Source organism: Vitreimonas sp. (assembly GCF_035627415.1).
In the GTDB taxonomy this organism is placed as follows: domain Bacteria; phylum Pseudomonadota; class Alphaproteobacteria; order Caulobacterales; family Aquidulcibacteraceae; genus Vitreimonas.
The window spans coordinates 1-22,696 of sequence record NZ_DASPLU010000009.1 but is presented as its reverse complement, the minus strand read 5'-3'; the positions used below and the strand labels follow the sequence as shown (position 1 = coordinate 22,696).

20 protein-coding genes are annotated in these 22,696 nt (G+C 65.4%); 9 read left to right on the top strand and 11 right to left on the bottom strand.

From position 1 onward, the window contains the following. Nucleotides 1-14: 14 nt before the first annotated feature. The 3 genes from serA to VEA80_RS05705 are packed head-to-tail and all read right to left on the bottom strand — an operon-like array spanning nucleotide 15 to nucleotide 3,349. Nucleotides 15-1,595, bottom strand: coding sequence for a phosphoglycerate dehydrogenase (serA, locus tag VEA80_RS05715; RefSeq protein WP_349257222.1), 1,581 nt, complete (start codon nucleotides 1,593-1,595; stop codon nucleotides 15-17). Then, nucleotides 1,592-2,173: a GNAT family N-acetyltransferase gene (locus VEA80_RS05710; RefSeq protein ID WP_325059737.1), complete on the bottom strand. Its 582-nt coding sequence runs from the start codon at nucleotides 2,171-2,173 to the stop codon at nucleotides 1,592-1,594. The genes serA and VEA80_RS05710 overlap by 4 nt, the downstream gene beginning before the upstream one ends. A gap of 6 nt (nucleotides 2,174-2,179) precedes the next feature. Continuing rightward, on the bottom strand, nucleotides 2,180-3,349 hold the full coding sequence (locus VEA80_RS05705; RefSeq protein ID WP_325059736.1) for a phosphoserine transaminase: 1,170 nt from the start codon (nucleotides 3,347-3,349) through the stop codon (nucleotides 2,180-2,182). 142 nt (nucleotides 3,350-3,491) lie between these two features. Between VEA80_RS05705 and VEA80_RS05700 the strand changes: the two genes are divergently transcribed. After that, entirely contained in the window at nucleotides 3,492-4,205 is a 714-nt protein-coding gene (locus tag VEA80_RS05700; RefSeq protein ID WP_325059735.1) for a hypothetical protein, read from the top strand. Nucleotides 4,206-4,234: 29 nt separating this feature from the next. Here VEA80_RS05700 and VEA80_RS05695 read toward each other — a convergent pair whose 3' ends face one another. Then, entirely contained in the window at nucleotides 4,235-5,272 is a 1,038-nt protein-coding gene (locus VEA80_RS05695; protein WP_325059734.1) for a PhzF family phenazine biosynthesis protein, read from the bottom strand. Between the two features lie 116 nt (nucleotides 5,273-5,388). Next, a complete protein-coding gene (thiD, locus tag VEA80_RS05690) occupies nucleotides 5,389-6,210 on the bottom strand; it encodes a bifunctional hydroxymethylpyrimidine kinase/phosphomethylpyrimidine kinase (RefSeq protein WP_325059733.1) in 822 nt (273 codons plus the stop codon). A gap of 10 nt (nucleotides 6,211-6,220) precedes the next feature. On the opposite strand from thiD, the gene VEA80_RS05685 reads away from it, so the two are divergent. Further along, on the top strand, nucleotides 6,221-6,760 hold the full coding sequence (locus VEA80_RS05685; protein WP_325059732.1) for an RNA 2'-phosphotransferase: 540 nt from the start codon (nucleotides 6,221-6,223) through the stop codon (nucleotides 6,758-6,760). Here VEA80_RS05685 and VEA80_RS05680 read toward each other — a convergent pair. The 6 genes from VEA80_RS05680 to VEA80_RS05655 form a co-directional block, all read right to left on the bottom strand. Further along, on the bottom strand, nucleotides 6,757-7,452 hold the full coding sequence (locus VEA80_RS05680; RefSeq protein WP_325059731.1) for a glycosyltransferase: 696 nt from the start codon (nucleotides 7,450-7,452) through the stop codon (nucleotides 6,757-6,759). The genes VEA80_RS05685 and VEA80_RS05680 overlap by 4 nt on opposite strands. Nucleotides 7,453-7,518: 66 nt before the next feature. Next, a complete protein-coding gene (locus VEA80_RS05675) occupies nucleotides 7,519-10,725 on the bottom strand; it encodes a hypothetical protein (RefSeq protein ID WP_325059730.1) in 3,207 nt (1,068 codons plus the stop codon). Nucleotides 10,726-10,771: 46 nt separating this feature from the next. Next, nucleotides 10,772-11,509: a hypothetical protein gene (locus VEA80_RS05670; protein WP_325059729.1), complete on the bottom strand. Its 738-nt coding sequence runs from the start codon at nucleotides 11,507-11,509 to the stop codon at nucleotides 10,772-10,774. Further along, the gene (locus VEA80_RS05665) at nucleotides 11,509-11,826 is read right to left on the bottom strand and encodes a DUF6468 domain-containing protein (protein ID WP_325059728.1); all 318 of its coding nucleotides are present in this window, start codon (nucleotides 11,824-11,826) and stop codon (nucleotides 11,509-11,511) included. The genes VEA80_RS05670 and VEA80_RS05665 overlap by 1 nt, the downstream gene beginning before the upstream one ends. After that, on the bottom strand, nucleotides 11,823-12,896 hold the full coding sequence (fliM, locus tag VEA80_RS05660) for a flagellar motor switch protein FliM (protein ID WP_325059727.1): 1,074 nt from the start codon (nucleotides 12,894-12,896) through the stop codon (nucleotides 11,823-11,825). The genes VEA80_RS05665 and fliM overlap by 4 nt, the downstream gene beginning before the upstream one ends. A 2-nt stretch (nucleotides 12,897-12,898) precedes the next feature. Then, a complete protein-coding gene (locus tag VEA80_RS05655; RefSeq protein WP_325059726.1) occupies nucleotides 12,899-13,558 on the bottom strand; it encodes a flagellar basal body-associated FliL family protein in 660 nt (219 codons plus the stop codon). A gap of 172 nt (nucleotides 13,559-13,730) precedes the next feature. Here VEA80_RS05655 and flgF point away from each other — a divergent pair, with 172 nt between their 5' ends. From flgF to VEA80_RS05620, 7 genes are all read left to right on the top strand, one after another. After that, nucleotides 13,731-14,459, top strand: a complete 729-nt coding sequence (gene flgF / locus VEA80_RS05650; protein ID WP_325059725.1) for a flagellar basal-body rod protein FlgF — start codon at nucleotides 13,731-13,733, stop codon at nucleotides 14,457-14,459. A gap of 18 nt (nucleotides 14,460-14,477) precedes the next feature. Continuing rightward, nucleotides 14,478-15,263, top strand: coding sequence for a flagellar basal-body rod protein FlgG (flgG, locus tag VEA80_RS05645; RefSeq protein ID WP_325059724.1), 786 nt, complete (start codon nucleotides 14,478-14,480; stop codon nucleotides 15,261-15,263). Nucleotides 15,264-15,276: 13 nt separating this feature from the next. Beyond that, nucleotides 15,277-15,807 carry a flagellar basal body P-ring formation chaperone FlgA gene (gene flgA / locus VEA80_RS05640; protein ID WP_325059723.1) on the top strand — a complete coding sequence of 177 codons (531 nt, stop codon included), beginning with the start codon at nucleotides 15,277-15,279 and terminating at the stop codon, nucleotides 15,805-15,807. A 14-nt stretch (nucleotides 15,808-15,821) separates the two neighbouring features. After that, the gene (flgH, locus tag VEA80_RS05635) at nucleotides 15,822-16,610 is read left to right on the top strand and encodes a flagellar basal body L-ring protein FlgH (protein ID WP_414731496.1); all 789 of its coding nucleotides are present in this window, start codon (nucleotides 15,822-15,824) and stop codon (nucleotides 16,608-16,610) included. Between the two features lie 51 nt (nucleotides 16,611-16,661). Continuing rightward, on the top strand, nucleotides 16,662-17,384 hold the full coding sequence (locus tag VEA80_RS05630; protein ID WP_325059721.1) for a Crp/Fnr family transcriptional regulator: 723 nt from the start codon (nucleotides 16,662-16,664) through the stop codon (nucleotides 17,382-17,384). Between the two features lie 75 nt (nucleotides 17,385-17,459). After that, nucleotides 17,460-17,657 carry a hypothetical protein gene (locus tag VEA80_RS05625; RefSeq protein ID WP_325059720.1) on the top strand — a complete coding sequence of 66 codons (198 nt, stop codon included), beginning with the start codon at nucleotides 17,460-17,462 and terminating at the stop codon, nucleotides 17,655-17,657. Between the two features lie 1,139 nt (nucleotides 17,658-18,796). After that, nucleotides 18,797-22,465: a hypothetical protein gene (locus tag VEA80_RS05620; protein ID WP_325059719.1), complete on the top strand. Its 3,669-nt coding sequence runs from the start codon at nucleotides 18,797-18,799 to the stop codon at nucleotides 22,463-22,465. Nucleotides 22,466-22,696 lie beyond the last annotated feature (231 nt).

Below are 22,696 nucleotides of genomic sequence, written 5' to 3'. Positions count from 1 at the left end.
GCAGCACAGGCGGACTAGAAGCGCAACACCTTAGCGTAGCGCACCTGCGGCAGCGCCTTGATGCGCGCGAGCAGCGGCTCGGAGATCACCTGGTCGACGCCGACCAGCGCGATGGCGTCGGCGCCTTCGCTTTCGCGGCCGAGGTGGAAGGTGGCGATATTGACGCCCGCTTCCGCCAGCATCGTGCCGAGCGCGCCGATGAAGCCCGGCTTGTCCGAATTGTTGACGAACAGCATCACCGGGTGGAACGCCGCTTCCAGCTGCATCATCTTTACCTCGGCGATCTTCGGCGCGCCGGCGACGACGGTGCCCGCAAGCGAGCGCCACTTGCCGCCGGTCTGCACCTTGATCCGGATGAGGCTGTCATAGATCGGACTATCGTCGCGCGTGCTTTCGGTCAGCGGCACGCCGCGCTCCTTCAGCAGCGCCGGCGCGGAGACGACGTTCACGTCCTGCAGCAGCGGACGCAGCAGGCCCGCAAGCGCGGAAGCCGTCAGCGGCTTCATGTTGAGTTTGGTGACATCGCCTTCGTACTCGATCTCAACGGCTTCGAGGCCTTCGTCGACAATCTGCCCGGCGAATGCGCCGAGCTTTTCCGCCAGCGTCGCGAACGGCTTGAGCCGCGGCGCTTCTTCGGCCGTGATCGACGGCATGTTGAGCGCGTTGGTGACGGCGCCGCTGAGCAAATAGTCCGCCATCTGTTCGGCAACCTGGAGCGCGACGTTCTCCTGCGCTTCGTTGGTTGAGGCGCCAAGATGCGGCGTGGCGATAAAGTTCGGCGCGCCGAACAACACGTTCTCCTTCGCCGGCTCGATCGTGAAGACGTCGAACGCCGCCGCCGAGACTTGGCCGCTCTCCAGCCCTTGACGCAACGCGGCTTCGTCGACGAGACCGCCCCGCGCAGCGTTGACAATCACCACGCCCTTCTTCGTCTTCGCCAGATTCTCCCGCGAGAGAATGTTCTTGGTCTTCTCCGTCATCGGCACGTGCAGCGAAATCACATCGGCGCGCGGCAGCAGTTCTTCCAGTTCGACCTTCTCGACACCAATCTGCACGGCGCGCTCCGGCGAGAGAAACGGATCGTAGGCGATCACCTTCATTTTGAGCCCGAGCGCACGATCGGCGACGATCGAGCCGATATTGCCGCAACCGATCAGACCCAGCGTCTTGGCGTAGAGCTCGACGCCCATGAAGCGGTTCTTTTCCCACTTTCCGGCCTGGGTCGACACATCCGCCGCCGCGATTTGCCGCGCGGCCGCGAACATCAAGGCGATGGCGTGCTCCGCGGTGGTGATCGAATTGCCGAACGGCGTGTTCATGACGACGATGCCGCGCGCGGTGGCGGCTGGAATGTCGATATTGTCGACGCCGATGCCGGCGCGGCCAATGACTTTGAGGTGTTTCGCCGCGGCGATCACTTCGGCCGTGGCCTTGGTGTTGGAGCGCACCGCGAGGCCGTCATAGCGGCCGATGATCTCGATCAGCTCGTCTTTCTTCAGGCCAGGCTTGAAATCGACTTCGACGCCGCGCTGCCTGAAGATGTCGATCGCGGCTTGGGAGAGTTCGTCGCTGATGAGGACTTTTGGCATTGTCAGTTTCCTTTGCGCCAATCGGCGCGATCGAGACGGTGAACGAGACAATCGTCGTCGCCGAATATGCGCCGGCCGACGATCTTGAAGCCGAGGCGCTGGTAAAAACGGTGCGCGTCCGTGTTGCTGTTGAGCGGATCGATGACGATCGCTTCTATGGCCGGATCGGCGAAACAGCGATCGATCACCGCGCGCATCATTGTCGCGCCGTGACCGGCGTTTCGATCACGCGCATCTCCGATCCAGATATCGATCGCGCGCAGGTTCGGTTCGATCTCGCCCCAGTAATGCGTCGGTTCGAGGTAGGGATCGATCACCTGCATCGCGCCGATCGGCCGACCGTCGAGCTCGGCGATGTAGTAGCAGGACACGTCGCTGCGCGCGGCGATCTCGTCCGCCCACACCGCGCCCTCGAACGCTTGCTGCGCGTCCGGATCGTCGGTGGTGCAGGCGATCACGCTAGGTTCATGATCCCAGCGCTCGAGCACAGGCACATCATCTTGCGTCGCTTGGCGAATGGTGAGCGCGGCGCCGCCCGAGCGGACGGTGATCGGCTCCCAAACGACGCTGCTTGTCGCAGCCATCGCGGGTCAGGCCGCTTGCGCGAGATCGCTGGCGAGCGTGGCGAAAGCCCAGTCGAGCCAAGGCGTCAGCGCTTCGACATCCGCCGCTTCAACGGTGCCGCCACACCAGATGCGCAAGCCCGGCGGCGCCGAGCGATAGGAGCCAACGTCGAGCGCCACGCCCTCTTTCTCCAGCAACGCGGCGAGCTTCTTGGCGAATTCAGCTTGCCCTTCGCCGCTCAAGCCCGTCACGCGCGGATTGACGACTTTGAGGCAGACGCTCGTGTTCGAGCGCGTCGCCGCGTCCTCCGCGAGGAAGTCCACCCAATCGGTGCGTGCAACCCAATCCGCGATCGCTTTGGTGTTGGCGTCGGCGCGCGCGCGCAGGGCTTCGAGACCGCCAATGCTTTCAGCCCATTTCAACGCATCGATGTAGTCTTCCGTCGCCAACAAAGACGGCGTGTTGATGGTCGAGCCTTCGAAGATCTCGAGATCGACCTTGCCCTTCTTGGTGAGGCGGAAGATCTTCGGCAGCGGCCGATCCGGCATGTAGCTCTCCAGCCGCGCGATGGCGCGCTGCGACAGGATCAGCATCCCGTGCGCGCCTTCGCCGCCCAACACCTTCTGCCACGAGAACGTGGTCACGTCGCACTGCGCCCAGTCGATCTGCTGCGCGAACACGGCGCTGGTCGCATCGTTTATGGTGATGCCCTCGCGGTCGGGGGCGATCCAATCGAAGTTCGGAATCCTCACGCCCGACGTGGTGCCGTTCTGAGTGAAGATAATGTCAGCGGTTTTGCGCGCGGCGCGCAAATCAGGCAGGGCGCCGTAGCCCGCCGTATGCGCCTTGAAGTCGAGCTTCAATTGCTTGGCGTCCGTCACCCATTCTTCGCCAAAACTTTCCCAGGCGAAGATGTCCACCGGGCGCGCGCCCAGCATCGACCACATCGCCATTTCGATCGCGCCCGTATCCGACGCCGGGACGATGCCGATCTTGAAATCCGCCGGCACGCCTAGGATGGCGCGGGTGCGATCGATCGCCTCCTTGAGCCTGGCTTTGCCGGCCTTTGCGCGGTGCGAGCGGCCGAGAACTGCGCCCGCAAGCGCATCGGTGGTCCAGCCCGGGCGTTTTTTGGTGGGTCCCGACGAAAAGCGGGGGTCAGCCGGGCGCACTGCCGGCTTGGCGGGGATATTCATCAACTTGTCTCCCATCCTCACAGATGGGCGTCCGCCGTTGGGAGCGGATGGCCCGCCGATGTACGTGCGCTCGTTCGCGGCCGATTGCAATGCGGCAGTCTCATCGTCCAAGATGAAAACTGGCGCATTCCTGGGGAGGACGATGCGTAAACTTTGCGCGGCGCTCGGCGCCCTTGTCTTGCTGGCCACACCGGCGTGGTCCGAGCCGAGCGGATTTCCGCCGACGGACCGGACATGGACGCCGCTGGATCTGCCGGCCGTAGGGACGACGCTCCGCACCGCCGCAGTGACGGACCTTCCGCGCATGAGTTCGCCAGCGAGCGGCGTGTTGGAGCGCCTCTCCGACCCCGCGACAATGAGCATGTGCCGCGATCAGTCGCTCCCAGCCGAGAGCCGGATGCGCGACTGCCTGCCGGCGTTCCAGGCGCTGGTAGGAATTGGCGAAGCGTATGTTTCGGCGCTCGACCGCGATGCGGCCTTCGCCGACGATGCGATGCGTGCGGCGGAAGGCCTTCTGCACGGCGCCGACGCGATGCACGCGCTCATGAATGATTTCGTCGCGACGCTGGACCCGAACGACCCAAGCTACGCCAGGAGAATGGGCGGCGTCGATCAGGCCAAGCGCGGTTTGACGACCATGCTCAACGGCGCAATCACGATGCTGACGGAGCGCCACCTCTATTCGGACGCAGCCAGGGCGCGCTTCGCCGCGGTCATCGCGGAGGTGTATCCCCGTATGCGCGTCAGCCTGACTGCAGAAAACCGCGCCGAATTCGAACGCACGCTTCAAACTCTGATGCAGAACGATCCAGATCCGGACGTGCGGGCCGCTCTTACTGCGCTCAACGCGCTCTAGCACGAAGAGCCATCGCCGGGCCGCCGGGATCAACCCTCGCCGGTCACGACGATGCGCGGCGCGGGCGGGGCTTCCGGTTCTTCCGGCGGCGCCGGATGCGAGGTCGGCGGCGCCGGCGTCACGTCCGGCGGCGACTCCACTTCGAGTCCCGGCAGCATTGGGTCTTCGAAGATCGCCGGCAGCTGTTTGGCGGCGCGCGGCCGGCGCTTCTTGCGCTGCGGCGCTTCCGGGTGGACGTCGATGCGGTTGTGAATCCTTGAGAGCGCGCTATCCAGTTCGCCGCGCAGGTAGACCGCGACCTGCCCCAACAGCCGCACGCTCGATAGCGTCTGCACCGCGCGCATGTAGCCGCCGCGCTTGGACGCCTGGAAGCCGACGACGCTCTCCAGATCGAGCCGGTCGCACCAGTACGGCGCCGCGTCCGCGAACGCCGAGCCGGTGACGTGGTCTTCATCGACGCCGACGCTCGGACAGAAGAAGCGTTGCACGAAGTCGTATGGTTTGCCCTCGTCCGCCGGCGCACTGACCACCAGCATCCCTTGGCGCGGGCCGCGGACGGCGCGGTTGATCGCGGCGATGTCGGGCTTCATCGCCCGCAGCGCGGTTTCGCTTTCGAGCACGATGTTGGCGTATTCGCCGATGAACGCGTCGTAGATTTCCACGCCGCCAAGCGCCTCGCCGACATTCTCGTCCGGCGTCCATGGCGTGCGCTGCTTGCGCGGCAGGTCGAGCGTATAGCCCTCGGCCGTGCGGCGCACGACCAGCGCACCGGCATGGGTGTCGAACACGACGATCTCGAGATTGGGCGCAAGTTCGCTCAGCAGCACCGCGCCGGCCGCGAGTGTCGCGTGGCCGCAGAGCGGCACCTCCGTCGTCGGCGAGAACCAGCGCAGCTGATAATTGCCGGTGAGCCCTGTCGGCACGACGAAGGCGGTCTCCGAGAGCTTGTTCTCTGTCGCGATCGCCTGCAGCACGGCGTCCGGCAACCAGCGCTCCAGCGGCACCACGGCCGCCGGGTTGCCGGTGAACACGCGGTCGGTGAAGGCGTGGACAATCCAGATTTTCATGCGCGCCGCGAGTTTTGTCCTGCAATGACGGCGAGATATGGCCTTTGCCGGCCGGCTTCGCCAGCTTCAACACCGGTTAAGCGTGCGCAGGGCTCGCGCGGCAGGCGAAATGGCGCTCAGCCGCGCTGCAGCGGCCAAGAGTGCCCGAGCGGGCCATGGCCCTGCCCCAGCCCCGGCGCTCGGCGGATCGCCTCCATGAGGTAGGCGCGCGCCTTCTCCACAGCGGGCTCGAGCGGTGCGCCGAGAGCGAGGTTCGCTGCGATGGCGGAGGCAAGCGTGCAGCCGGTCCCGTGCGTGGCGCGCGTTGCGATGCGCGGGCCCTCGAACACGCGGTACCCTTCGCGCGTCAACAGCACGTCGCGGACGATGTCGCCTTCGATGTGCCCGCCCTTCACCAGCGCCGACCAGGCGCCGAGCTGCTCCACCAAAATCTCGGCCGCGTTGATTTGGCCGTCGAGGTCCCGCACGTCGACGCCGGTGAGCGCCTCCGCTTCGGGCGCGTTCGGCGTCACGATCGCGGCGATCGGCATCATCTCGTCGCGGATCACGGCCACCGCATCCTCTGCCAGCAGCGAAGCGCCGCCTTTGGCGATCATCACCGGATCGAGCACGACCGGCGCGCCGGCGCCGACGGCGTACCATGCTTCCATCACTGTGCGCACGTGCGCGGCCGATCCCAGCATGCCGAGCTTCCAGGCGTCGGCGCCGAGATCAACCATCACCGCCTCGATCTGCCCGTTCACGATCTCGGTCGGGACCTCATGCACGGCGGTGACGCCCAGCGTGTTCTGCACCGTGATCGCCGTGATCGCTGTCATGGCGTAGCCGCCGAGCGCAGTGACGGTCTTGATGTCCGCCTGAACGCCGGCGCCGCCGCCGCTGTCGGAGCCGGCGACTATGAGAACCCGGCCTTTGGGTTTTGCCTCTGCCTGTGCCATGAGCGATCACATGGCCGAGGTGGTCCGCATTTCCAAGTCGCTTTCGTACTGGCTGCGCCACCGGCCCGACGCAGCCGGGCTCACGCTCGACCCGCAGGGCTGGGCGGACCTCGACAGCGTGTTGGCTGCCCTATCGGCCGAGCGCCTGCCCGGCGACATCGAGACCCTGCTCGCGGTCGTCGAAAGCAATGACAAGCAGCGCTTCGAACTGACGCCGGATCTCACGCGCATCCGCGCCCGCCAGGGCCATTCGATCGCGGTCGAGCTCGCGCTTGCGCCAGCGACGCCCCCGCCCGCGCTTTATCATGGTACGGTCGAACGGTTCTTCTCCGCCATTATGGCGGAGGGCTTGCGCAAGATGGCCCGCCACCACGTCCATCTCTCGCCGGACCAGCGCACCGCGGAGCGCGTCGGCGCCCGCCGCGGCGCGCCGGTCATTCTCGAGATCGACGCCGCCGCCATGGCCGAAGCCGGTCACGCCTTCTTCGTGACCGAGAACAACGTCTGGCTCACCGAAACTGTGCCGGCGGCATTCCTGCGCCGGCTCTAGCGCGCCGCGTTCGCGGCCTTCGCCAGCTCCATCGGATCAGCGCCGAGGAAATAGCGCGCCATCAGCGTCAAACTCCGCAGCGCGTGTGCGCCGTAGCCGTCGCGGCGATATCTTTCGGCGCTGGCGATCGCGTCGCTATCGAGGATGGCGAGACGCTTGGGGCCGATGCGGCGCGCGATCTCGACATCTTCCAGCACCGGGAGGTCCGGATAACCGCCGAGCGCGTCGTACAGGAGGCGCGAAATCAGGAGCCCCTGATCGCCGTTCGGCAGCTTCATCACCCGCGCGCGCATGCGCGCCCAGAACACAACGCGCTTTGCGGCCGGCGACTTGTCATCGAGAGCGAGCCGGAACGCCGCCGCCCGCTTGCGCGCCTGCGGCTGGCTCATGTGCCGCTGCGCTTCGCTCACCCAACCCTCGCCGAGCGCCGTCTCCGGAGGCAGGAACAGCAGCCAGTTCGCGCGCGAGGCCGACGCGCCGGCGCGCATCTGCTTGGCCCGGCCCGGCTCGCCGACGACGACGATATCGCATCCGGCGGCTTCAGCGATTTCAAGCGTCTCGTCAGTGGAGCCGGCGTCGGCGACGATCACTTGCTTGACGAGGCCATGCTGCACGCCCTGCACCAACGGCGCGAGCGCCCGCGGCAGATGCGCCGCGGCGTTGAGCGTCGGGATCACGACCGAGATCATCATGGCCACGCATCATTGCCACAATGACGAGCCGCACGCCGTGAAAATCGTGCTTAACCGGGCGCGAACCTAGGCGCCGGCTTCTGGCGCATTCGCGCGGTTGGGCGGCAGCGCGGCTTGAGGCGGCGCCTGAGCAGGCGGTGCGCTCGGACTCGGGCCGGCCGGCTGGCCGGCATTCGCAGCCTGCGCCGCCTCGGCGGTCATCGCCCCGCGCATGCGTTCCATGAAGCGGCCGAGCAAATCGGTGCGAGCCACCGCGCGCGCCACATCGCGGATGGCGGCGCCGTCGGCGTGGACGCCGGAGGCCACCACTTCGAACGCATCGGCATCGGCTGTGTTGGCCATGTCGCCCGCATACTCGCGATAGAGCGCGCGCACGCCCTCGTCATTGCCCGCGAGCGTCAGCGCCACCGCGGTTCGCAGCACGGCCTGCCGCCCGTGTTCATCCAGCGGCTGGGCGCGGCTGCCCGCGGCGAGCAGCGCGCGCAGTTCGATCGCGGCGCGGTCCCAATCGCGTGCTCGCCAAGCCGCTTCGGCGCGGATCCGCTGCGCGTCCTCGCTGCGGTCGCGCTCGACCATTTCGACCGCGCCGTCGAGACGACCCAGGTCCAGTAGCGCGCGCGCTTCGAGAATGCGCCGATCGGCCTGCAGCGTGGCCGGCATGCCCGCCTGGCGCGACGCCGCCAACACGACCAGCGCCCGATCCGGCTTCCGGTCCATCAGATAGATCGCCGCAAGATCGGCCGCGACTTGGGCCTTGCTGACGCCCTGCAGCCGCTCGTCGACCTGATGCTGCAGCAATTGCGCCGCCTGCTCCAGCAGATCGACATGTACGAGCCTGCCGGCGAGCAGACGCACGATGCGGTCGCCGTTCGGCCCCACTGGCGTGAGATCGCTGAATTCGTAAAACAAGCCCAGCGCCTGAATCGGCTCCAGCCGGTCCGCCTCGCCGTCCAGGAACAGACGCTCGAACAGCGTCGTCATGTCGGCGCGCAACTGGCGCGAGGCGGGGTCCATCGGGAAGCGATCGGCGGCGATGCGCATCGTCGCCAACGCTTCGCGCCAACGGCCGAGTTCGGAATAGACGTCGCCGAGCATGCTGACGATGCCGAGTTCGGTGGAATCCCCGCGCCAGCGGAACCGCAGCGCCTCGAGCGGCTCCACCGCATCGACCGCGCGCATGTCGCCGGTCGCCCGACGCACGCGAATGCCTTCCAAGCTGGCGCGAACGGCGACTTCCTCGTCCGGCGCGCGCGCGAGCTGATCGAATAATGCCAACGCTGCCGCGCTGTCGCCGCGCGCCGCGTTGAGCCGCGCTTCGATCAGCCTGGCCTGCAAGCGCACGTGCGCATCCGGCGTCTGCCCTAACGCCGCGCGCATCGCCGACTCCGCGGCGGCGTGGTCGTTGAGCTCGAGCGCAGCCTCCGCCAACGCCAACTGGAAGCGCGCGCGCCAGCTGGGCGGATGCTCCTCCAATGCCCCTGCGCCGCGTTCGAGCTCGCGGCGCGCGACGCTCCAGTCCTTGCGCTGCGCCGCGGCGTATCCGCGCCACAACGCAGCTGACGGATTGGCCGCGAGTGTCGAGGCGCTTAGGTCGGCTTCCGCGGCGGCGGTGCGGCCCATCATCACGTTTGCGGCGCCGCGCATCAGTCTGAACTCGGGATCGATCTCGACCAATTGGCTCTGATTGATCTCGACGATCCGCAGCGCCCCTAGCGCTTCGGGCGCGAACTCGTGCTGCAGCAGGAAGCGCGCCAGCGCCATGCGCGCTTCGACCGGCGCGCCCTCGCGCACCCCCTCGTCGGCCGCGCGGCGGGTGAGTTCGTCGATCCGCTCGCGTACCTGTTCGAGCGTCATCGTGCCGTCGGACGCGGCCGGCTCCTGGGGCCCGCCGCCGGCGATCGCCGCCTCGAGCAGCGCCGCGCTCATGTTCGCGGCGGCTTCGGTGGGCGGAGCGGAGGCGATCAGCCCCGATCCGCGCGTCACGATGAGGTTGCCCTGACTGAACGTCGCGGTGACGCCGTCCGCACGCGATTCGACGATGGTGCCATGGGCGGTGGGAAGCACCGCCGCTTCGATCGTAGCGCGGCGCGTGTCGACGCCGCGCGCGGGTCCGCCGATCAGAGCCACCGCGATACGGTCGCCGATCTCCGGGTCGGCGATCCAGCGCACGGCGCCATCGCGCCCAAAGCGGACGATCAGCTCGGCGCGCCCGTCGCTCTCGATCTCGCGGACCAGCGGCGCGGAATCGCGCGCGGTCGCGCGCGCGCCCAACGTGAAGCTCCAGGTGTTCTCGTTGGCCGTGGCCGAGATCAGCACGTCCGGCGGCGCCGGAATGCGCAATCCGATCACGCCTTCGCCGCGCACAACCTCAATGTCGCGATGCCGGCGGCCGGCGCGCGACACGCCGGAGAGATCCACATTGCCGGTCGCGTCGAACAGAAGCCAGATCGCCTCGCCGCGGCGGAACGCAGCCGCACGAGTCGCCGCGGGCCAGCGCACGTCGATGCGCGTGTCGGCGGCGCCCTCGACCAACTCGACGCGCGCCGTGCCGCGCACCGGCGCTGTCGACGGCTGTGGCGCCGGTTCTTCTCCACGCGCCGCAGCCGCTTCGTTCGCCGCCAGCGTCGCTGCATCCGGAGCGAGCAGATCGACGACGACCCGATTGCCGTCGACGAAGTGGCGTTGGCGCACGCCAGGATCCAGCGTGATCGCGAGCCGCACTGGCGCGCCGGCCGCGCTGGTGCGGCGCACGTCGCGCACGAACCGCGGCGGCGTCGCCCTGAGTTCGGCGATGTCGATGTCGGCGGCGCGCGAGAAGCGCAGCTCGAGCCGGCCGCCTTGCTGCAACGGCGTCACTGTCGTCGCGCCCTCGAAGCGGAACGCGAGGCGCGTGTAGCCCTCGTTCGCGCCGACGCTCACCGTCGCGCTCGGCGCCGCGGCCATACGCGGCGGCGGCGGAGGCGGAGGCGCAGGCGGCGGCGAAGGCGCCGGAGCAGTTGCTGGCTGCTGCTGCGGCGGCGGCGCTGCAGCCGGCGGCGGAGGAGGAGGAGATGCGGGCGCGGCCGCAAGCGTGAAGTCCGGCGGCAGCGGGGTCGCGCCGCGAATGGGCGCAGGATCGGCTTGCGCCGGCGCGGCCGCAGGCGCGCTCGCGGCGTTGGGCGCAGGCGTGTGCGTCTCCGCCGGCGGCGTGAGCGGCATGGGCTGACCGGTCGCCGACGGCGTCGCCATGAGAGCCGCGGTCGCGATCGCCAAAGGAGAGCGCAGAGATTTCATCCGGCTGGCGCTTCCCAATCTCCTTGCGATGCGGTTAAGCGCGAGTTTAGCGGCCGCTGCTTTGAGCAGGCGCGTTGGGCGTTGCGCCGCGCGAGCGTGCGAGCAGATCGTCGCCGCCGCTGGGCGGACGGGCGCGGTCGGCCAGCATCTCCGTCAGCGCGCGGGCGCGCTCGGGACTCATACGGCCCATGACTTCGGCAAGATTGGCCTGCCGCATGCGGCTGGCGACCTGGACCAGCACGTCATCCTCCAAGCCGTCGAACACCGCGGCCGCGTCCTTGGCGCGCATGCGCTGATAGACGTCGACCAGGCTGGCGAGGCGCTGCTCCTGCGCCTCGTCGAGTTGACCCAGGAGATCGTTCACGTGCGTTTCGAGCTGGCGCAGTTCGGCCAGGCGCTCATTGAGCCGATGCTCGGCGGCGAGCATCAATTCGTCCTGCGTTTCGTAGACCTCGCCACGCGCTTCGAGCGCCTGCCGGCGCGCCTGCAGCGCTTGCAGCACCTGCACTTCGGAAGCGCTCAAACCGGCCATTTCGGCCAGCGTCGGGGGCGCGCACTGGTTCGCAGGCGCCGCCGCGTTCGCCGCCTGCGCTTCAGCCGCCGCGGCGTGCTCATCGGCGGCCGGCGCGTGATCGGCGCCGGCCGTTTCAGCGACGACTTCAGCCATCGCCACGGCCTTGAGTCCGAGCACGACGGCGACGGCGGCCATCGCCGCCGGCATCAGGCGAACGCCGGCGTTTTGCTTGGCGGGCGCCTTGCGCCGCAGGAGCTTCGGCAGCTGCATCAGATCCGCCCGCGTACGCCGAGGTCGGCGCTGGTGCGCACCCTGCCCGCGCCGAGGCCCAGACGATCCGCAGTCGCGCGCGCGTCGTTGATGCGCGACTGCAGATCGCGGCCCGCTTCGGAAGCGGTCGCGCGCAGCGAGCGCACCGCCGCCTCCGCCTGCGCCGTCGCCTGCGCGAGTTCCGCGGCGGCGCGGAGCACGCCGTCCTGCCCGGAGCGCAGAGCTGCTAGCCTTTTGTCCAAGCGCCAGAAGTAAAACAGGCACGCTGCGAGCATCAGCGCGAGCACGACTTCAATGGCGAGCGTGATGGGGCTCATGAGCGGCCTCCCAGTTTCATGACGGCGTGTTGTGTGGCGGGCGTGATCGGACGTTCGACGCGGACGGCGAGCGAATGGCTCATGCGGCCGACCTTGCCTTGCGTGAGTTCGACCGCGCCGCATTTGAGCATCACCGGCGCGTCCGGCTTCACATCGAGCATCAGCGTGTCGCCGACCTTGAGATCGAGCACCTTGCTGAGCGGCTGCGTGTGCTCGTCGAGCACCGCGCGCACTTCCAGCTTGGTGGCCCAAAGCTCGCTGGCGAGGTGGCCTTCCCAGATATTGTCGCGGCCGAACTTCTCGCCCATGAATTGCTGCAGCAGCATCTTGCGGATCGGCTCGAGCGTCGCATAGGGCAGCAGCAATTCGAGCCGCCCGCCGCGGTCTTCCATATCAATGCGCAACTTGACGATGATCGCCGCGTTCGGCGGACGGGCGATCGCGGCGAAGCGCGGATTGGTCTCGATGCGGTCGAGCTTGAATTCGACGTCGGTGAGCGGCGCGAAGGCTTGGCGCGCGTCCTGCAGCACGACTTCGATCATGCGCGTGACCAGCATGCGCTCGATCGTGGTGTAGGGCCGCCCCTCCACCCGTGTCGCCGCTGCGCCCCGGCGCCCGCCCAGCAGCACGTCGACAACAGAATAGATGAGGCTCGAATCGACCGTGGCAAGGCCGAAATTGTCGAGCTGCTCGGCGCGGAACACCGCGATGATCGCCGGCAGCGGGATCGAATTCAGGTAGTCGCCGAAGCGCACAGAGCTGATCTGGTCGAGGCTGACTTCGACATTGTCGCTGGTGAAGTTGCGCAAGCTCGTCGTCATCAGCCGCACGAGGCGGTCGAAGACGATCTCGAGCATCGGCAGACGTTCGTAGGAGACGAGCGTCGAGTTGATGATGGCGCGGACGCCGGTCTTGCCGCCGCCGTCGTCCTCCGCCAGGCCGAAGCCAAGGAGGCTGTCGATCTCGTCCTGATTGAGGATGCGCTCGGCCGCTTGCGCGTCGATGCCGTCATCGTTGGCGGCTTCGGCGCTCCACTCGCTGTCCTGGTTTTCGGCGGGATCGGCGCTCATGCCTATTGCACCAGCATTTCTTCGATCAGCACCGCGTTGATCTGCAGCGGCGCAATGGTGAGATTCACCCGGCGCAACAGCTCCAGCCGCAGCCGGTAGGCGCCGGCGGAGCCGGCCAGATCGTCGGTGCGCAACTCGCGCAGGAAGCCGTTGAACTGGTCGCTGATGCGCGGCACGTGCTCGGTGAGCGCGGTGACCGTTTCGTCATTCGGCGCTTCGAGCGTGAGCTTCAGCTTCAGGTACGCAGGACGACCGTCGGGTCCGGTGATGTTCACGAGCATTTCCGGCAGCGCAACGAAGACCACGTTTTCGCCGTGGCTGATCATCGTTCCATTCGGACCCGGAACGGCTTCGCCCGCCGCGCCTTCGGCGCCGTGGCCGCCGCCCTTCTGCTTGCCGTGTCCGCCGGCGTCGGCGGACGCATGCTGCTCACCGCCGCCGCCGCCCAATAGGAGAAACGCCGCCGCGCCGCCGCCGCCGAGCACCAGCACCGCCGGCAGAATGATGAAGAGGACGAGTTTCTTGCCCGACATCTTCTTCTTCGCCGGCGCTTCGCCTTCAGCGCCCTCGGCGCCTTCAGCCGACGGCGGCGCGCCTCCGGCTTCTTCAGCCGGCGCCTCGTCGTTTTTCTTCTTGCCTTTGCCGAACATGGAATCGCCCACGCCTTGACCGTCCTCCTTGGTGCGCAAGTCGTGGTTAAGGATTGGTAGCAACTCGGCAAAACTTGCCGCCGGACGGCAGAAACAGCCGGCTACATTCACCACACCAGCAGGGCGCGAGCGTTGAAAATCAACGCGCTAACCATCTGGCACGGTCCTTGCGTGGTTAATTGCGATGGATAACGCACTCATGCTCGGCCTGCAGTCGCAACGCGTTCTGCAACGGCGCATGGATCTTGCCGCGAACAATCTCGCCAACGTCTCCACCACCGGCTTCAAGGCCGACGGCATGTTGCTCGCCGAAGCGGATCGCACGGCGGCGCACGCGGTGGAAGATCCGCGCGATATCCGCTTCGTGCGCGACATCGGCGTTATGCACAACATGGAGCAAGGGCCGATCGCGATGACGGGCAACACGCTCGACCTCGCGCTCGAAGGCGAAGGCTTCTTCATGGTCCAAGGTCCGGGGGGACAGACCATGTACACGCGCGATGGCGCGTTCAGTTTAACGGGGGAAGGACGGCTGGTGACCAGCGATGGTTATGCCGTGCTTAGCTCCGGGGGGGCGCCGATCGTGATCGATCCGCAGGGGGAAGCCCCGACGATCGGTCGCGACGGCGCTATCAGCGTGGCCGGTGTCGAAGCCGGCCGCATCGGCGTGGCGAGCTTTGCCGCGCCGGGCGCGCTCTCGAAGGTCGGGGACAACCTTTGGGACGCGCAGGGACAAGCGGCGGGTGAGTTTCAAGGCGTCGTGCTGCAAGGCGCGCTCGAAGGGTCGAACGTTCGGCCCGTCCTTGAACTCACCCGTCTCATCGAAATTTCGCGCGCTTACCAGTCGGCGGCCAAGATCGTTTCTGGCGCCGACGAACTGCGTCAGCGCGCGATCCAGCAACTTGGCCGCTAAAGAATAAGGGTCCCCACGATGCGCGCACTTTCGATCGCCGCCAGCGGCATGCAGGCGCAACAGCTCAACGTCGACGTCATCTCGCACAACATCGCGAACATGAACACGACGAGCTACAAGCGCCAGCGCGCCGAATTCCAGGACATGCTGTATCAGAACCTGGAGCGGCCGGGTTCGACATCGTCGGCTTCGGGTTCGGTCTTGCCGCTCGGCATCCAGCTCGGCGTCGGCGTGCGCGCCGATGCGGTGGGCCGCATGACCGAGCAAGGCGGCATCAGCGTCACCAATAACGCCTATGACCTCGCCATCAATGGCCGCGGCTTTTTCCAGATCACGTTGCCGTCGGGCCAGACCGGCTACACCCGCGCCGGCAACATGGCGGTGAACGCCGACGGCCAGATCGTCACCGCCGACGGCTACGCGCTCGAGCCGGCCATCACCATTCCAGACGAAGCAGTCGCCGTGCAGATCACGCGCGACGGCATCGTCGAGGTCACGCTCGAAGGCCAGACGGCGCCGCAGCAGATCGGCCAGATCGAAATCGCCAGCTTCATCAATCCGGCGGGCTTAGAGGCGATCGGGGATAATCTTTATTTGGAGACGCCGGCGTCGGGGACGGCGAATGTGGGGACGCCGGGGGCGTCGGGGCTCGGCACGGTGATGCAGGGGCATCTTGAACTTTCGAACGTCAATGCGGTGGAAGAGATCTCGGCGCTGATCGTGGCGCAGCGCGCCTACGAGATGAATGCGCGCGTGATCACGGCGGCCGACGAAATGCTCCAATCCACCACGCAGCTGCGCTGAGGGAGGACTGACTATGCTTCGTTGGTTCTGCCTCGCCGCTTGCTCCTATCTTCTCTTCGCCGCCTCGTTCGCGCAGGCGCAGACCGTTACGCTGCGGCCGCGCGTGGAGGCGAACGGGCCGGCGGTCACGATGGGGGACGTGTTCGACGGCGCTCCCGCCGAGGTGGCCGGACGCGCCATCGCCCCTTCCCCGCCCGCCGGGCAGCTGCGCAGCATTTCCATGCCCGTGCTGGCCGCGGCTGCTTCGGCGGCGGGGTTGGAGTTTACGCCGCCGCCGGGCGTCACGAGCGTGCAGGTGGTGCGGCCCGGCGGCGCGCGGGCGACCATTCCGGCGAGCGGCGGGCGCAGCGTGGCCGATGCGGCGGTGCGGCGGGGCGAGAGCGTGACGCTGGTGTACGAGGCGCCCGGCATGTCGCTGACGATGCGGGCGCGGGCGCTGGAGGACGGCGCCGTCGGCCAAAGCGTACGCCTGCTCAACACATCTTCCAACCGCACCATAGATGCGGTCGTCACCGGTCCGGGCGCGGCGCGGGCGAATCCATGAACCAGGAGCACATGATGCGCACACTCGCCCTTCTCGCGCTGGCCGCGGGCGTCACCGGCTGCGCCAGCGCCGGCCCCGGCGAGTTCGCGCAGGACGCCATCGCCGCGCCGGGCGTCGCCTACGATGCGGCGCGCCGCGCCATGGCGCCGCCGCAACTGCATCCGGTCGGCACGCCGGAGCACCTCACGGGCGGACAGCAGCAGACCATGCCCTATCCCGCGCCGGTCGCGTACGAGCCGGCCGCGCCCAATTCGCTGTGGCGCGCGGGCTCGCGCAGCTTCTTCAACGATCAGCGCGCCTCGCGCATCGGCGACATCTTGACGGTCGAAATCGAGATCGACGACAGCGCCGAGCTCTCCAACTCCACCGATCGCCAGCGTGAAGCCTCGACCTCCGCCGGCGTCAGCAACTTCTTCGGCCTCGAACAGGTCGCCGGTCAGATCTTCAACAGCGCCTTCGATCCCTCCAACCTGATCAGCGCCGACGCAGAGTCCGAGCATCGCGGCGAAGGCGCGATCAATCGCGAAGAGAAAATCGAACTCACGGTCGCGGCCGTGATCGTCGACCGGCTGCCGAACGGCAATCTCGTCATCGCCGGCCGCCAGGAAGTGCGCATCAATGGCGAGCTGCGCGAACTCACTGTGAGCGGCCTGATCCGCCCCGAAGACGTCACCAGCGACAACACCATCAACCACACCCAGATCGCCGAAGCGCGCATCTCCTATGGCGGGCGCGGTTCGATCAGCGCGGTGCAGCGGCCGAACTGGGGCCAGCGCACGGCCGACGCGATTTCGCCCTGGTAGGTTCCCGCGCCGGTATTGCCGTAAGCTAAGCGCGCCATAGCTCCTTCGCCGATGGCGTTGGAACATCCGCACGAGCTTCTGATCCAGCGGCTGCGCTCGCTCGGCGCCCTCGATGGCGAAGAACAGGAGGCCGTGCGCGCGCTGCCCGCTCGCGTGCGCGACTTCGCCGAAAACAGCGACCTGGTTCGCCAAGGCGAGCGGCCGGTCGAGTGCTGCATGGTGCTGCGCGGGCTCGTCTGCCGCTACAAGATGGTCGCCGGCGGGCGACGGCAGATTCTCGCCATCCACTTCACCGGCGACCTGCCGGATTTACAGAGTTTGCATCTTGCGGTGATGGATCACGGCATCAGCGCGCTGACCGTCGCGCGCGCGGCGTTCTTTCCGCACGATGCGATACGCCAGCTCGGACGGCGTCATCCCAACGTGTACGAACTCTTGATGAAGCAGGCGCTGATCGACGCCTCCCTCTTCCGCGACTGGATCGCCAATATCGGCCGCCGCACCGCTTACCAGCGGATCGCGCACCTGTTCTGCGAAGTGTTCATGCGCATGCGCAAGCTCGGGCTTGCCGAGGAAGATTCCTTCCGCCTGCCGATGACGCAGGCCGAACTCGCCGACGCAACCGCGCTCTCGACCGTGCACGTCAACCGCGTGCTGCAGCAACTGCGGCGCGAGCGGCTGATCGTCTCCAGCGGCGACGTCCACGCCATCGCCGATTGGGACGGGCTGAGACATGCCGGCGACTTCGAGGAGAGTTATCTGCATCACGACTGAAGCGGCCGCAGCGGCTTAACTTGCGATAATGACGCCGCCCGCCCGAAGGCTAGCATTTGAAGCCGGGGGAACGTCGTGTTCTACGCGGTTTACATCAAGGACGCGCGTTTTTCGGTGCCGGAGCTGCGCATCCTGTTCGATCACGAACTCGGCGGACGCAAGCTCGAGGCGGTCGCGGAAGAGCTGCTCGCCGGCAATCCTCATTACCATGGCCTCGAAATCTGGCGCGACAAGAGCTGCATGCTGACGTTCGAGCGCGGCGCAGCTGGCTAGCGCGAAGCGCTTGGGGACTAGGTGCTGGGGACTAGGGACTAGGGCGCTGGCGCGCGCGATTGGCCGCGGCGCGAGATCGCAAGCGCGGTTCAACCTAGTCCCTAGTCCCAAGTCCCTAGCCCCCAACAAGGGAGACGGGGCGCGCGATCCGCGCTCGGTTCGTTTCGTAGGGTGCGCGATCCATCTCTGCATCGCGCCGCGCGCTTCGCGCGCCCCGTTCTCAGCCGTTTGTCCCGGATTGGCGACCAGGAGTTTGTGGCGCACCAGCATGGAAAGCATGCAGGGGCCTTAGCTCCTTATGGCCACGAGCCGGTTCAGCGCGTCAGGATTCTTCCGACGGAATCCTGGACCCTGCGGTTTCACGCCCCGCAGGCAATGCAGACATCGTTCGCTTCGCCCTACGAACCTGGAAAGCGGCGTACCTCCTGTGGAGGCCTTCTCGACATTTCCACGTCCGCGGACTTCCTCAACGATGGAGCGATGTCGCGCCGCGCCCTGTGTGGACCGGTCATGCCTTCGTGTTTTTTCATCACGACGACACGACGGACTTCACAACGATCACAACGCTCCTTCTCCATCGAAGCGACGCCTGCCGCGCCGGCCGCCGCCGCACATTCCAAAGTTTCGGACGTCTTCGAAATCTCCCGTGTGCGACAAGGCGCATTATACAACGGTTTTCGCGCGGTCGGATTGATTTGATTCTATCCCCGCAGTTTGGAGCGGCGCGCTTCTGCGCGGGGGCGGCGCATGTGCTTGAAAGCGTGGGGCTAAGCGGGCGCGGAGGCGAGTGGGGCAAGGCCGTGACGCGTGCGCGTATGCTCTGGATTGGGCTTTACGCTGTCTTCGTGTTCGAAGGCCCTACCTCAGATCGAGCCGAGCGACCGCTCGGGGCAGAACCGGTATTTTCGCCCCTTGGCATGATGTGCTTGAGCGGACATTCGGCTGGCCACGCCGCGTAGAGGAGCTCCTGCTTGTAATCGCGTGCTCAATATCTGACGCGCCGGTATCAAATGCCGAATCAGCTATGTCCGCGTAGGCGCTGCCTGGCGTTCGGCGCCTGAAAATCGTGCGGAGTCGAATGTGATGGGCGAGCGGATGTGACTTTTGATCCTGGGCATATGAGAAATGAGGCTAACGACTTGCAGCGTTTGGTCCCGCTAGTCCCAAAGCTTCTGCGAGAAATTGCCAATACGCCTTTGCGCACAGCCGTCGCGTTCGTAGCGCCATTACTCCTGCTTCCGCAGTTTCACGCGAACACTATCCGCCTTGAAGCACTGTTGCATCTAATCGTTGCCCGTGGCGGGGTGAGCGGTCGCCTCCGCAAGACAATGCTTGCCGACTGGTTGAATCAACAAGTCCGCGCTGGACCGTTTGCATATGTGGAAGACCCACCCGAGGACGTCTTTGTAGGAAACGTCTCGCTTCGCGAAGGTGATTTTAAGGTGCTCCTGGGCGTCTACGAGGGTGCTGACTTTCACGTCCAGACCTTGCTCGAAGTGCTTGAGACAATACCGACCGGTCCACTCCAGGCGACGCTCTGGAAGCCAGTCCTGGCGTTATTAAAACTCTCCGATGCGATGCTTTCGCGTGGCGGCTTGGAACGGCAGACTGTCGGCGGCGGAACCCACAACGGGCGAATGGCTCTCCCATCCGATCCTGACTACGCGCGGGCGCGAAAGTTGCTGGCGTTTAGCGCGGCTGAACTCCTGGAACTGGGCATCGACGAAGCCTTCCTGAGGCCGTTCGTTTTCGACATGACGCGCCGCGAAGCTTTGCTAACACAGGAGCTGGGATGGAGTTCCTTGGATAGAGCGCCTTTGCTCCGGCTGGAGGGTGATCTCCTTTTTGCCCTCCCATCTGCGACCACTGTAGCGATCCGAAGTTTTGCTCTCGATTGGTGCCGCCAGAATGGCGTCATGGAAGTCCTGCAGCGGAAAATCGTCGGACGTCAGCAGGAACAAGTCTTCTCCGCCGCGCGGAGCTTTCGCACAACGGCACCGCCGCAGATGGACGGCGATGAGAGCCGTCAGGGCGACTTCTTATCGTTCGTAGCAATGTTCGACACCGACAAGTTTGTGCACTTCCTGTGCTTGTTCGATGACATGCAAGCGTCTTTGGACGATGGCCTCGGTGGCCGCATGACAATCCCGGCCGATAAAGTGAAGGCACACGTTTCAGAGATAATTGCGCAATGCCGCAACGCCGTACCTCGATCCACGGGGTTCACAATCGTGATCCTCGCGGGCGTGGGAAGAGGACATTTCTTCGGCTTCGATGATAGCATATCCGGCTGGCCGCGAATTGGGCTGTCGCTGCACGACCTGGAAACGCTGTCCCATCTTCCCGACTTCGACTTGTTGTCCTTGTGGAAGATGCTGCAACAAGGCACGCGCTTGCAGGACGCGAACATTCAGCTGATGAACTTCAGCGGGATCCTCAACGAACTCGCTTACTGGCGCGCCAGTGACCGCCAAATGCTTCCAAGCGAAATGTCGAACACCGGTCCCGGTCTAATTACTCTACCCACAAACGCGTTGCTCGACATTCGCCATGAAGTGCGCCGGGGCCTTGATCTTCACGCTTCGCCGTACCTGGGTGAACACATCCGTGTCGGTCGAGAAAGCGTGTCGCCTTACTTCAAGGAGGTGGCCGATCTTCCAGTTTACGTGAGCTACGAGGGCGCCCAGGAAGGCCGATTGATTGGCGTTGTCGAGTCGCCTCACACAAACATCTGGGTAGAGCTTTCTGAAGCGCCGAAGGGACACTATCGCCAATTCGCTTACCTCATTTGGTCGGCGGTGCTTCGTTGGATGTTGCGCGTCGCGGAAATTATGGAAATTCCGACGGAAGGACCGATTAGGCGGGTTGTTATCTCGTTCAACGATGCTGAGAGCTGGCCAGTCACCGTCTTTAAAGACACTCAGCGCCCCTCGGGACCCGCCGTTGAGAGTTCCGGGGCGCACGATGATGTGCGCCTTGTCGTAAACCAGGCGCTCTTATTCGATCTCAGGCAGGAGAAGAACGTTGGCGAGCGAGCCGTCGTTAGTGCGATCGTTCAGACGCTGACAGGCCTGGCCCCAACGGCGGCGGATGAGGCAGCAAGGAAGATCTGCATCAACGACGATGCCCGTTTTATTCACGTGATGAGTGCTCACAGTTATCTGGATCACGTCGAGGCGCGCGGCACGACGCGACCTTGGTACGTCGATGAAGCAGACGTGAGCGACGCGCGAGTGGGGTTGGTCAAGCGAGCGCTCAATCCTTGTCCGCCACCTGGTAATCTCACTGGCAAGCAAGAATGCGGCGCCTGCCTCAACGCCTGCGTAGAGCAACTCTGGACAGAAATTCGCGACGTGCTCGATGACACATCCGAGACTGAACTGCTTACAATGTGTTTTGAAAACCTGACTCGCTTGGCCGTAGAGGAACAGGAGTGGATCAAGACCGCACGCGCGGTGTTGGCACTTCACAGCGATAAGGCGGACGTACATCGTGCGGCTCTAGAGCAGGAGTCGAAGCGAAATGGGGCGTCGCTCGCCATCCGCATCCTCGCAGAGATGGCTGCCTGTCACTCAAATGCAGCCGGCGCCGCTGTCTCGCGAAGCGCTTTCGAGAGCCTTATCGGAAAAGTGAGTCTGTTGATCGAATTCGGCCAGTATAGCGACGCAATGCACGGCGGATTCATTCAGCCTTCGCTGACCGTGTATCCGTCAGGCGAAGTTTCGGTCGAGAACCAATTTTTCAGCGAAGTCCAGCTTCCGCGCCAACGCGCTAGCTTTCATTCGCAATATGAAGGGGCGGCTGCACGTTATGGGGCCCTGTTTGAGTCGACACCCGAAGGGCGCACTGCTGGTGATCTATTCGGCGCACAGTACGCAGCGGCGTTCATGGATGAATTCCAGATCACACCCGAAACGCTAAAGGCGTTCAGCCAGGAGCTTGAGCAAACAGGAATCGATGAAGATTCTCAGAGCTTGATCATGTCGCGCCAAGGCCTGGCCGCGCACATGAAAGATGTGGATCCGACCGTCGCCGACCGCGTTATCACGAGGCTGACCCTTCCGCGGCGCTCCTCCTGGGACTCGGTGCCGGCAGGTGGCGGTTTTCGAAGCCGCGATTGGTATCCCTGGAAGTACCGTCGCCAACTGTCACTACTTGCCCGTCCATTCATCGAGTTGCGCGACGGGACATTGTTGGTCTCGCCGTATCAGGCGAGCATGGCCTTTCGATACCTCGTGATGGGCGCTTTTGATGCGAGCTTGGGAGAAGAGCATTTCAAGTCGGATGCGATGGTTCGCTGGATAGGAAAGAAGCGGGCTGATCGGGGCGTCGCATTCAACGTGAGTGTGGCCGAACAAATTGGAGAGGCTGGGTTTGAGGCGACGCCAAATGTGCTCGTGAAGTCAATTAGTGGGAAGAAAGGTGATGAAGGTCTAGGAGATATCGACGCGCTCGCATGGAGCAAGGCGGACAACGTCGTCGCGATAGTTGAATGCAAGGATCTCTTCTTTGCGAAGACGGCCGGAGAGGCTGCCGAACAGCTCTCAAATTTTAGGGGCGGCGCTGACAAAAAAGGGCGGCCCGATGAATTGACAAAGCATCTTCAAAGGGTGCAGTGGGCCGAAGTCAACGCGACCCTACTTCAACGATTTCTCAAGTTGCCCAACGAGCCTAAAATCGTGGACCTCGTGGTCTTTTCTCGAAATGTCCCGATGACCTATTACAACGGTTTCTCGGGTGGCTCCGCTCGATTTTGTGAAACTGCGGATTTGCCAGGTCGCCTAAGTTCACTTTTTGCGCAGCGATGACAGCGCTCGATGAAGTATGGTTGAGCCTTGCTTCCGCGGCAGCCGAAGTCCGTCGTCCGTTTTGGGGCAGCGGTCACCCGGAGTCCGCTATTGGGAGTGGCTGTGTGAAAACGCTTTGGGGCGCGAGGCCGTAAATGACGCACGATTCACGCGCGGATCGCCGCCACGAGTGGACGCACGCCCATGATCGAGATCATACGCTTCAGATTGTAGGCCAGGACGCACAAGCTC

What these genes read in the sequence shown, in the direction of transcription:
- flgH (WP_414731496.1), top strand. Translation starts at nt 15,822, where the DNA reads ATGCGCACACTCGCCCTTCTCGCGCTGGCCGCGGGCGTCACCGGCTGC.
- VEA80_RS05630 (WP_325059721.1), top strand. Translation starts at nt 16,662, where the DNA reads ATGGCGTTGGAACATCCGCACGAGCTTCTGATCCAGCGGCTGCGCTCG.
- VEA80_RS05665 (WP_325059728.1), bottom strand. Translation starts at nt 11,826, where the DNA reads ATGAGCCCCATCACGCTCGCCATTGAAGTCGTGCTCGCGCTGATGCTC.
- fliM (WP_325059727.1), bottom strand. Translation starts at nt 12,896, where the DNA reads ATGAGCGCCGATCCCGCCGAAAACCAGGACAGCGAGTGGAGCGCCGAA.
- VEA80_RS05705 (WP_325059736.1), bottom strand. Translation starts at nt 3,349, where the DNA reads ATGAATATCCCCGCCAAGCCGGCAGTGCGCCCGGCTGACCCCCGCTTT.
- VEA80_RS05680 (WP_325059731.1), bottom strand. Translation starts at nt 7,452, where the DNA reads ATGATGATCTCGGTCGTGATCCCGACGCTCAACGCCGCGGCGCATCTG.
- flgF (WP_325059725.1), top strand. Translation starts at nt 13,731, where the DNA reads ATGGATAACGCACTCATGCTCGGCCTGCAGTCGCAACGCGTTCTGCAA.
- VEA80_RS05685 (WP_325059732.1), top strand. Translation starts at nt 6,221, where the DNA reads ATGGCCGAGGTGGTCCGCATTTCCAAGTCGCTTTCGTACTGGCTGCGC.
- VEA80_RS05710 (WP_325059737.1), bottom strand. Translation starts at nt 2,173, where the DNA reads ATGGCTGCGACAAGCAGCGTCGTTTGGGAGCCGATCACCGTCCGCTCG.
- thiD (WP_325059733.1), bottom strand. Translation starts at nt 6,210, where the DNA reads ATGGCACAGGCAGAGGCAAAACCCAAAGGCCGGGTTCTCATAGTCGCC.
- flgG (WP_325059724.1), top strand. Translation starts at nt 14,478, where the DNA reads ATGCGCGCACTTTCGATCGCCGCCAGCGGCATGCAGGCGCAACAGCTC.
- flgA (WP_325059723.1), top strand. Translation starts at nt 15,277, where the DNA reads ATGCTTCGTTGGTTCTGCCTCGCCGCTTGCTCCTATCTTCTCTTCGCC.
- VEA80_RS05695 (WP_325059734.1), bottom strand. Translation starts at nt 5,272, where the DNA reads ATGAAAATCTGGATTGTCCACGCCTTCACCGACCGCGTGTTCACCGGC.
- VEA80_RS05700 (WP_325059735.1), top strand. Translation starts at nt 3,492, where the DNA reads ATGCGTAAACTTTGCGCGGCGCTCGGCGCCCTTGTCTTGCTGGCCACA.
- VEA80_RS05670 (WP_325059729.1), bottom strand. Translation starts at nt 11,509, where the DNA reads ATGCAGCTGCCGAAGCTCCTGCGGCGCAAGGCGCCCGCCAAGCAAAAC.
- VEA80_RS05675 (WP_325059730.1), bottom strand. Translation starts at nt 10,725, where the DNA reads ATGAAATCTCTGCGCTCTCCTTTGGCGATCGCGACCGCGGCTCTCATG.